Below are 9,856 nucleotides of genomic sequence, written 5' to 3'. Positions count from 1 at the left end.
TCTACTTATTCTCTTCTGCATGTTTCTCTGATTTAAGTTCTTTAATTGCTCTCTCCACATATTCTGCACTAACTTTTTCACCTTCCCAAATCCAGTGAATAAATCGTTTCAAATTATTAAACGATACCAACATAACAGGTAGTAAAAGTAATGTCAGTAAAGTTGCAAAAGCAATTCCGTATGCAATTGATATTGCCATTGGGATCAGGAATTGTGCCTGTAAACTTTTCTCAAAGAAAATCAACGGAGCCAATCCTGCCACAGTTGTTAATGAAGTTAAGAAAATTGGTCTAAACCTCGAAAAACCTGCATGAATTATAGCCTCATTAAAACTCTCTCCCTGCTTTAAATAACTGTTTAACTTACTCACAAGTACCAGTGAATCATTCACTAAAATTCCAATCAGGGCAACAATACCAAGCCCCGAAAGAAAATTAACCTGCATTCCGTGTAACCAATGTCCCCAAACTACTCCAACCGAACTAAAAGGAATCAACAACATAATAAGTGTAGTTTGTCCAAAAGAGCGGAAAGTAAATGTAATCACGGCAAAAATTAAAAAGAATGCTACAGAAAGTACAACATTTAATTTTTTCTTGGTCTTTTCAGCTTCTCTGTTTTGTCCTTCATATTTAGCCGTTACTGTTGGATACTTAGCCAAAATTTTAGGAACAATATTATTAGATACTTCAGCCAGCATATCAGAAGCTGAAGTATTCTCATCCATTAAATCTGCTTCTACTTTTATCTCTCTTTTTCCATCGAGGTGAGCAATAGAAACAGTTCCCCTTTCTATCTCATAGGAGGCAATTTCACCAAATGGAATCCTGTCACCTGCAGGGGTTGTAATACGCATATCGTCGAGGTTAGAAATAGAAGTTCTGTAATCCTCATCGTATCTTACCCAAATTTTAACCTGATCGCGTCCGCGTTGCAAGCGCTGAACTTCGCGACCGAAGAAACCACTACGCACCTGACCTAATACATCCTGAAGTGTTAAGCCCATCAAATAAGCCTTCTCCTTTAAAGTAACATTTATCTCCTTAATTCCTGCCGGATCATTATCCATGATATCACGTAAAGCCGGAATATTTCCCAGTTCGGTTTTAAGTTCCTCTTTCGCCAATTCCAGCTCTTCTAAATCACTTCCCAAAAATGCAACTGAAATTGGTTTCCCAAAATGCGATCCACTGCCAAACGATAAGAATTCCACACCATAAGTTGGTCCCAGGCGTTTTTTTATATCACGAACAATTTCATCAGATGCCAAATTTCTGATTTCAGACTCCAGTAACAACAATGTTAATGCTCCATCAGAAGTAGAAGGACCTACTTTTAGCTTAATATTTTCTACTATCTCTAAGCTGTCATCACGCATTGAACTATAATGTTCGTTGCTTTCCAGAGCTGCTTTCTGTATTTTTTCTAACCACGACTTAGTTATATCTGCCTTTGTCCCTGCAGGCATTTTCAAAGTAACAGCAATATTAGAACGCTCCATAACCGGGAAGAAAGTAACTCCAATCTTTCCTCCTTTTACAGCAGCAATCGACAACATAAAAATAGAAATTATTACTACGAATGATAAAATTTTATTCTTTACAACATACTTCAAAACCGGAATATAAGTCTTATCACGCATCCAATACATTGCCTTATCAAATGTTCTGATAAGAGCATTTTGCTTACGTTCGCCCCTCAAAGCACCTGAATGAGCCAGATGAGAAGGAAGAATAACCAGGGCCTCAATCAATGAGATGCCCAATGTTGCGATAACTACAAAAGCCAATTCACCAAAAAAATCGGCCAATCTTCCATCTAAGAAAAAGAAAGTAGAAAAAGCGATTATTGTTGTTAATACAGCCGACAAAATCGCAGGTAAAACCTCCATTGTTCCATCTACGGCAGCCTGTATTGGATTCTTCCCTTTTTCGTAATGATGATAAATATTCTCGGCTATCACAATACCGTCATCAACCAAAATACCAATTACCACAATCATCCCGAATAAGGAAATTATATTGATAGTGACCCCTGAAAACGATGCTAAAACAAACATCCCGAGAAATGAAACCGGGAAACCCGCAGCTACCCAAAATGCCATCCGGGGATTAAGGAACATTGATAAAAATATCAGTACTAAAATAATACCTGAAATACCGTTATCGATCAACAACTGCTTACGTGCATTTAATGCAACCGACATATCCTGAGTTATTGTTAGTTGAATACCATCGTGTGTTGAATTATACTCATCGATGTAATCTCTTACTTTTTCAGCTACTCCAAGCAGGTCCTCATTATCAGTAGTAAGAATAGTTACATCGACAGATTTTACACTATTTATTTCAACTACGTTTGGCGAGTCTGACCAACGATCAGAAACTGTAGCTATATCATGTAAATAAACGCTTCTACCTTTTTTATCAGATTTCACAAGAATATTATCAATTTCATGAGCAAAATATTGTTTTGCCCTACCACGAATCAGGTATTCCTCATTCTTTGCTTTAATTGTACCTCCCGTAATATCAATATTTGCTTTTTTTACAGCCGAAGCAACCTGCTCGAATGTTAAATTAAAAGCTCTCAGTTTAGATTCATTTACTGCTATTTCTATTTCTTCATCCGGAAAACCGCCTAAATTCACCTTCGAAATTCCCCCTAAAGAACGCAGGTCGTCTTCTATTTTTCTCGCAGTCTGTTTTAAAGAATTTAATGAAACTCCTTCCCCACTAATTGCAAACATCATCGCCGGATTCTGATTTTCATTTCTGAAAACCACAATAGGTTCCATATCGGCCGGAAAAGACGCTATCTGATCAACCGCATTTTTTACATCGCGATAAGCCTGCTCCATATCGGAACCTTTCAAAATCTCTACAGTTATATTCCCTGTATTCTCCGACGATTTAGAAATAAACCTGTCAATTCCGGTTACACCCCGAAGATTATCTTCAATTTTTAAAATTATCCCCTCTTCAACCTCCTCGGGAGATGCCCCCGGGTACATTACCTGAATGGTTATATTCCTGTTTTCAACAAGAGGAAAGAAAGATGCTCCCATCTTGGTCATACTGAAATACCCAAATACTACAAATCCAAAAATAAGGACATTCGTAGATATAGGGTATTTTATGAAATGTGATATTATTTTTCTCATTCTTTATAGCTTAATGCAAATTGGAAGTATACTCAACGCTTTTTTGCCTGTTAAATAAAGTCGAAGTACTATTTTACCTCACTAGGTATAACTTTCATTCCGGGATAAGCTCCCAGAACATTTCGCTGCACAAGTTTAGCTCCATCTTTCAGGTTATCTACCAAAACAGATTTCTCGTTGAACTTTACAGGATTAATTTCAAATTCAACAAGAATACTATCTTCAACTATATATACAAAAGTGTTATTGTGAAGAATATCCCGGGAAATTAAACTCGCATTTTCTACAGGACTTGTTTCCATTTCCACATCCAGATACATTCCGGCTTTTAAACCTTTACCCCTCGACTCTATAAAAATTGATACAGTTTGGGTATTTAAATCTATTGCTTCATTTATTCGCTTTACAACACCTTCCCAGGTTTGAATTCCATCATGCGATTTTATAACAACCTTATTTCCAATCTTAACATGATTAGCCTCTCCGGCTTTAACAGACACCTCAAGTTCGAAAACATCCATATTGCTGAAAACTCCAATCTTTTGTCCGGACCTTACCAGTCCTCCGGGCTTTACACTTGTTTCAGTAACTACCCCATTAAAAGGTGCTCTTAGATTATACTTAGCAAATCGTGCCTCAAGATTTTTTATTGCATAATATTGAGTATAAACCTGTCTTCCGGAAATAAAATACTTCTCCTTTGCAGAATTAAGTTCAGGCAATGGCTTTATACTTCTTTCTATCTCAAACTTTAAAAGGTAACTTTCCCATTTAGCAAATTCATCCGGAAATTCAATTTTTATATCCGGCAGAATACTTGTTATCAGATTTTGAAAGTCACTTCTTTTAGAGTACAGATTAGCTTTTACCTCTCTGTCATCCATTTTCAGCATCAACTCTCCTTTTTTGTATTTTGTTCCTGTTCGGAATTCTTTAGTTCCACTGCGAAGTACACCGGTAACTTCCGAATAAAGATCGAAAGTATTTTTAGATTTCAACTGACCGCTAGCCCCAACAATCAGTGGCAGCTGTTGGTTTTTCACCTCTTTATACATGGCCGCTTTATATACTTTGCCACCACTATGCGAAACTCCTTTCTTTCCCTTACTTATTATAGAAAAAGCAATTACCGCTCCTACAAGTATAATAATTGCGATTACCCAAGACTTTCTTACTGTCATTTTTCGTTGTTATTATTAGTGTTTATTCTCTTTTTTATAAAAGATGGAGTTAGTTGTATTTACAACTTTTCTTCCATCAATTTTATTTTGTCACATAACTTATACATTACTCTTGTAAAAACCTGTAACTCTTCTCTTGTAACGCTGGAAATAAGCACATCGTCTACTTCCCTGATAAATGGCAAAACTTCGTGTAATATTTCTTTGCCATAATTTGTTATATATACATTATTAACCCTTTTATCTTCCCTGGAGTTTACGCGCAAAAGCATATTTTTTTTCTCCATCTTAGTTATTAAACGGGCTATTGTAGTTTTATCTCTATCAATTAACTCCGATAACTTCTTTTGATTGAGACCATCATTAAAACTCAATATTTTCAATAATACAAATTGCTCAACATTAAGATCCACATCATTTTTATGAAATACTTTATCTAGTAAAAGGCTCATATTATGACTTGTACGGCCTAATAATGCTCCAACTGTTATTTCTTTTTTTAACTCCATCAAAAAATTAGTTGCATATACATCTTTCAGCATACAAACAAACAAAATTATTTATCGAAAAACAATAAATATTTATTTTTTAACAGAGTTTAACAAAAAAGGTTATCATCTTACTTAGACAACAACCTTTTATAAAATTAATATTTTATAAAAAACTACCTATTCTTAGTTTTACCCAGTGGCTTAGCATACAAATCGTATTCGCCTGCATCAATTATTTCAACATCAACAAATTCGCCTAAAGAAATGTAATAATCTTCTTTTGATATTAAAACCTCATTATCTACATCCGGAGAATCGTGCTCTGTACGTCCGATAAAATATTCCTCATCAACCCTATCGAAAATACACTTGAATATTTTACCTATTTTATTCTGATTTAGCTCAAACGAAATTTGTGCCTGAATCTCCATAATTTCATTTACACGATTTTGTTTTACTTCTTCATCAACATCGTCTTCTAAACTAAACGCAGGAGTATCTTCCTCATGCGAATACGCAAATACGCCCATTCTGTCGAAACGCATCTCACGTACCCATTCTTTCATCTCTTCGAAGTCTTCTTCTGTTTCTCCGGGATAACCTACAATCAAAGTTGTCCTGATTGCAATATCAGGAACCATTTCTCGAAACTTACCTAAAAGAGCATTAGTCCTCTCCTTAGTAGTTCCTCTACGCATCGATTCCAATAGTTTTGTAGAACTATGCTGAAGAGGTATATCTAAATAGTTACAAACTTTAGCTTCGTTCTGCATAACTTCAAGTGCATCCATAGGAAAACTTGTTGGATATGCATAATGTAAACGGATCCACTCAACCCCCTGAACCTTTGCAAGTTCTCTCAATAAATCGGCCAATCTCCTCTTATTATACAAATCAAGACCATAGTATGTCAAATCCTGAGCTATCAAAACAAGTTCCTTCACACCTGATTTAGCCAGTTTTTCGGCTTCTATTACCAAATCCTCTATTGGAGTAGACACATGTCCGCCACGAATCAATGGAATAGCACAAAAAGAACAAGACCGGTCACAGCCTTCAGAAATTTTCAGGTAGGCATAATGTCCTGGAGTGGTTGTTAACCTCTCCCCCACAAGTTCCTTTTTATAGTCCGCACCTAAAGCTTTCAGTAAATTCGGTAAATCGTGTGTTCCAAAATATTGATCAACATTTGTAATTTCTTTTTCAAGTTCAGGCTTATACCTTTCAGATAAACATCCGGTAACAAATACCTTATCTATTTCACCTTCCTCTTTAAGATTTACAAAATCCAAAATTGTATTTATCGACTCCTCTTTTGCATCACCTATAAAACCACAAGTATTTATCACAACAATATTACCGTCGTTATCTTCCTGAGAAACCGACATATCATTAGCTTTGAGTTGCCCCATCAATATCTCAGAATCATAGACATTTTTAGAACACCCAAGCGTTACAACATTTATCTTATTGGTTATAGATGACTTTGTTCTCATAATTATCTTGTTACTGGTTACTTAAAGTTTGCAAATTTAGGCAATAAAAAACGATTCAAATAACTGTAAAGACCAGTACTTGAATCGTTTGTAATATTTTTATATATGTTTATCCTTTAAAGAAAGAATCTACAAATTCGTATTTATTAAATACCTGTAAATCTTCCAGGCCTTCACCAACTCCTATATATTTTACCGGAATTTTAAATTGATCAGATATACCAATTACAACTCCACCTTTGGCTGTTCCATCTAATTTTGTCACCGCCAATGATGTTACATCTGTTGCAGCTGTAAACTGTTTTGCCTGTTCAAAGGCATTTTGACCTGTAGAACCATCTAATACCAAAAGTACATCATGAGGAGCATCGGGAAGAACTTTCTGCATAACTCTTTTCACCTTAGATAACTCATTCATTAGGTTTACTTTGTTATGCAAACGTCCTGCAGTATCAATTAAAACTACATCAGCCCCCATTGACCTAGCTGACTCTACCGTGTCATAAGCTACTGAAGCAGGATCAGATCCCATTTTTTGTTTTACAATGGGAACATCTACTCTTTGCGCCCATATATCAAGTTGATCTATCGCTGCAGCTCTAAATGTATCGGCAGCTCCCAGAACAACTTTTAATCCTTTTTTCTTTAACTGATAAGCCAATTTACCTATGGTAGTAGTTTTACCAACTCCATTTACGCCAACAATCATAATAACGTATGGTCCATCAATCTTTGGAATAGATATTTCTCTTTCCTCCCCGCTATTTGTTTCAGAAAGAAGTCCGGCAATTTCGTCTCGTAAAATTTCGTTTAGCTCACTTGTTCCAAGATATTTATCTTTCTCTACTCTTTCTTCAATTCTGTCAATAATTTTAAGAGTTGTATCAACACCTACATCCGAAGTTACGAGTATCTCTTCTAAATCATCAAGAACATCGGCATCAACCTTCGATTTTCCTGCGACTGCCTTACTAAGTTTAGAAAAAAATGAAGTTTTAGTCTTCTCTAGACCTTTATCAAGAGTTTCTTTTTTATCCTTAGAAAAGAATTTATCAAAAATACCCATATCAATTATATTTTATAAATAATTATTATCTACTACAGTGCTTAATCAATGTCCCTCAATTCACATAGATTTACGAAACACAAATAAACGAAATTTAATTCAATAAAAATTTAGATTTATTGATACAAAAAAAAGCTACTCTCAAAATGAAAGCAGCTTTAATAAATACCTTTATAGTATAGCTGAACGATGTATTAAATCTCTTTTAACCAAGCGTTTACCTGATCACCAGCCATAACTTTCTCTACAAACACGTAAGCTCCTGTTTTTGGTGATCTCACCATTTTGATAGCTTTAGTTAACTTTTTAGTTCCTGTTTGTAATGATGCTACTGATTTCTTTGCCATGATTCAAACTATTTAATTTCTTTATGAACAGTCATCCTTTTTAGGATAGGATTGAATTTCTTTAACTCCATACGGTCTGGAGTATTCTTCTTATTCTTAGTTGTAATGTAACGAGATGTTCCAGGCATACCTGAAGTTTTGTGCTCAGTACACTCTAAGATAACTTGTACTCTGTTTCCTTTCTTTGCCATCTTAATTTCTTTTATCCAGTCTCCCGACTAAATTATTTTTTCAAATAACCTTTTTCTCTCGCTTCTTTAACTACAGCAGCGATACCTTTTTTATTAATATTTTTTAAGGCAGAAGTTGATACTTTTAACGTAACCCACTTATCCTCTTCAGGTAAATAGAAACGTTTTTTGATCAAATTTGCATTGAACTTTCTTTTAGATTTGTTCATCGCATGCGACACGTTGTTTCCAACCATCGCTTTCTTACCAGTAAGTTCACAAACTCTTGACATCTTTATCGTCTTTTTATTCTAATGATTTCAAAATATGTGCAAAAGTGGAATAATTATTGACAAAGTCAATAGCATACAATTACTCTCGTTTTGCGGTTTGCAAAGATATAAATAATTTCATTTAATCAAACAGTGTCGACGAAAATATTTTAAATCCTGAAAAAAAACTATCCGTAAGATGATTATCTCTTTAAATTCTGCAGGTTAAGTATTGAATACTTTAGTATTTTTTGCTTTAACTCCTGGGGCTTAAACGGTTTTGATATATAATCGTTCATGCCACATTCCTTAACTTTTTCATGAGTTTCAAATAATGCATCGGCCGACAAAGCAATTATTGGTGTCTGAGATTTATGAAGATCATTTAGCTTTCTTATCAGTTTAGTTGCCTCAAAACCATCTACTTCCGGCATATGTATATCCATTAATATAATATCACACTTATTCGACAATACATAATTAAAGGCCTCCCTCCCATTGTTTACTTCAACTACACCCAGCCCCCATCTTAGCAAAAAATTCTTTACAACAGTCCTATTAATTACATTATCGTCAGCTACTAATATAGTTTTTCCACTTAACACAGCTATATTAGACTCCTTTTCAATAATGTTATCTTTCTTGTGAACATGTGGAAGTATTAAATCAAATGAAAAAGAACTTCCCTTACCTATGTTACTTTCAACCTTTATTTCTGAGCCAAATAATTCCACCAGGCTTTTAGTTATTGCCAATCCCAAACCAGACCCCTGAAACTTCCTCGCTCTATGGAAATCAACCTGAATAAATTTTTGAAATATAATTTCAGTATCTTCCTTACTAATACCTATACCGGTATCAGTCACTTTAATATTAAGGGTCCACAAATCACCTTCTTTAGAAGTAGTCTTACAATCAAGTATTATCTTCCCTTTATTTGTGAATTTAGTGGCATTTGACAAAAGGTTTATCAAAACCTGATTAATCCTGGTTTCATCTCCTTCAAAAAACTTTCCCTTTATCTCTTCTGTAATATTAAAGATTAACTCCACACCTTTATCCCTGACAATACCTTTATACATACTCTCCAACAACTCGAAAGTTTTCTCAAGCCTAAAAGGCAGAATCTTTAATTTTAGCTTACCATCTTCTATTTTATTATAATCCAAAATATCATTAACCAGTAATAAAAGATGTTGAGAAGAAAAATAAATATTCTTTACAGAGCTGTGTATCTCTTTTTCATCAGGTTCAAATTCTTTAATAAAACTTGCGAAACCTACTATTGCATTAAGTGGGGTTCTAATTTCGTGCGACACAACAGAAAGGAAATTTCGTCTTACTTCCATTGCTGATCTAACCCGTTCTTTTTCCTTAATTAAAGCTTCATTTAAACCTGCAAGTTCTATATTTCTGTCTACTATATCCGCATTAACTTCTGCCAGCTCAATATTTTTCTTATTCAACTCGATAACTTTTTTGTTATACTGTGAGAAATAATAATAAGTATAGTAACTCAAAATCATAAAAGAGATAAATAATACTAAAACAAATTCATTTTTATAAAATCTGGTCAATAATATATATCCTTCTATATTTAAATATAGTAAGGTCAGTATTATTACATTAGTAATAAGGATTAATATAATTGGGAGTAAAGACTTTTTCAT

At 34.4% G+C, this 9,856-nt stretch carries 9 protein-coding genes; all 9 read right to left on the bottom strand.

The annotated features are described in order from the left end of the window. Position 1: 1 nt before the first annotated feature. On the bottom strand, positions 2-3,163 hold the full coding sequence (locus ABFR62_10980) for an efflux RND transporter permease subunit (GenBank protein ID MEN8138944.1): 3,162 nt from the start codon (positions 3,161-3,163) through the stop codon (positions 2-4). A gap of 68 nt (positions 3,164-3,231) precedes the next feature. Further along, positions 3,232-4,344: an efflux RND transporter periplasmic adaptor subunit gene (locus ABFR62_10975; protein MEN8138943.1), complete on the bottom strand. Its 1,113-nt coding sequence runs from the start codon at positions 4,342-4,344 to the stop codon at positions 3,232-3,234. Between the two features lie 59 nt (positions 4,345-4,403). Next, positions 4,404-4,853, bottom strand: a complete 450-nt coding sequence (locus tag ABFR62_10970; GenBank protein MEN8138942.1) for a MarR family transcriptional regulator — start codon at positions 4,851-4,853, stop codon at positions 4,404-4,406. A 155-nt stretch (positions 4,854-5,008) separates the two neighbouring features. Beyond that, positions 5,009-6,331 (bottom strand): 30S ribosomal protein S12 methylthiotransferase RimO, encoded by a 1,323-nt coding sequence (rimO, locus tag ABFR62_10965; GenBank protein MEN8138941.1) that lies wholly within the window; start codon positions 6,329-6,331, stop codon positions 5,009-5,011. 109 nt (positions 6,332-6,440) lie between these two features. After that, positions 6,441-7,397 carry a signal recognition particle-docking protein FtsY gene (gene ftsY / locus ABFR62_10960; protein MEN8138940.1) on the bottom strand — a complete coding sequence of 319 codons (957 nt, stop codon included), beginning with the start codon at positions 7,395-7,397 and terminating at the stop codon, positions 6,441-6,443. Positions 7,398-7,591: 194 nt separating this feature from the next. Further along, complete coding sequence (locus tag ABFR62_10955; GenBank protein MEN8138939.1) at positions 7,592-7,744, bottom strand: DUF4295 domain-containing protein; 153 nt, start codon at positions 7,742-7,744, stop codon at positions 7,592-7,594. Positions 7,745-7,752: 8 nt separating this feature from the next. Next, entirely contained in the window at positions 7,753-7,935 is a 183-nt protein-coding gene (gene rpmG / locus ABFR62_10950; protein MEN8138938.1) for a 50S ribosomal protein L33, read from the bottom strand. Positions 7,936-7,967: 32 nt separating this feature from the next. Beyond that, positions 7,968-8,207: a 50S ribosomal protein L28 gene (gene rpmB, locus ABFR62_10945; protein MEN8138937.1), complete on the bottom strand. Its 240-nt coding sequence runs from the start codon at positions 8,205-8,207 to the stop codon at positions 7,968-7,970. A 182-nt stretch (positions 8,208-8,389) separates the two neighbouring features. After that, the coding region (locus ABFR62_10940) for a response regulator (protein ID MEN8138936.1) at positions 8,390-9,856 on the bottom strand (1,467 nt) is incomplete at its 5' end.

The sequence above is a fragment of the Bacteroidota bacterium genome, assembly GCA_039714315.1.
Classification (GTDB): domain Bacteria; phylum Bacteroidota; class Bacteroidia; order Flavobacteriales; family JADGDT01; genus JADGDT01.
The sequence above is the reverse complement of the archived record's forward strand: the minus strand, read 5'-3'. Positions and strand labels throughout refer to the sequence as shown.

Excerpts from the sequence above, each read along its gene's own strand:
- ABFR62_10980 (MEN8138944.1), bottom strand. The coding sequence starts at position 3,163 with ATGAGAAAAATAATATCACATTTCATAAAATACCCTATATCTACGAAT.
- ABFR62_10975 (MEN8138943.1), bottom strand. The coding sequence starts at position 4,344 with ATGACAGTAAGAAAGTCTTGGGTAATCGCAATTATTATACTTGTAGGA.
- ABFR62_10970 (MEN8138942.1), bottom strand. The coding sequence starts at position 4,853 with ATGGAGTTAAAAAAAGAAATAACAGTTGGAGCATTATTAGGCCGTACA.
- rimO (MEN8138941.1), bottom strand. The coding sequence starts at position 6,331 with ATGAGAACAAAGTCATCTATAACCAATAAGATAAATGTTGTAACGCTT.
- ftsY (MEN8138940.1), bottom strand. The coding sequence starts at position 7,397 with ATGGGTATTTTTGATAAATTCTTTTCTAAGGATAAAAAAGAAACTCTT.
- ABFR62_10955 (MEN8138939.1), bottom strand. The coding sequence starts at position 7,744 with ATGGCAAAGAAATCAGTAGCATCATTACAAACAGGAACTAAAAAGTTA.
- rpmG (MEN8138938.1), bottom strand. The coding sequence starts at position 7,935 with ATGGCAAAGAAAGGAAACAGAGTACAAGTTATCTTAGAGTGTACTGAG.
- rpmB (MEN8138937.1), bottom strand. The coding sequence starts at position 8,207 with ATGTCAAGAGTTTGTGAACTTACTGGTAAGAAAGCGATGGTTGGAAAC.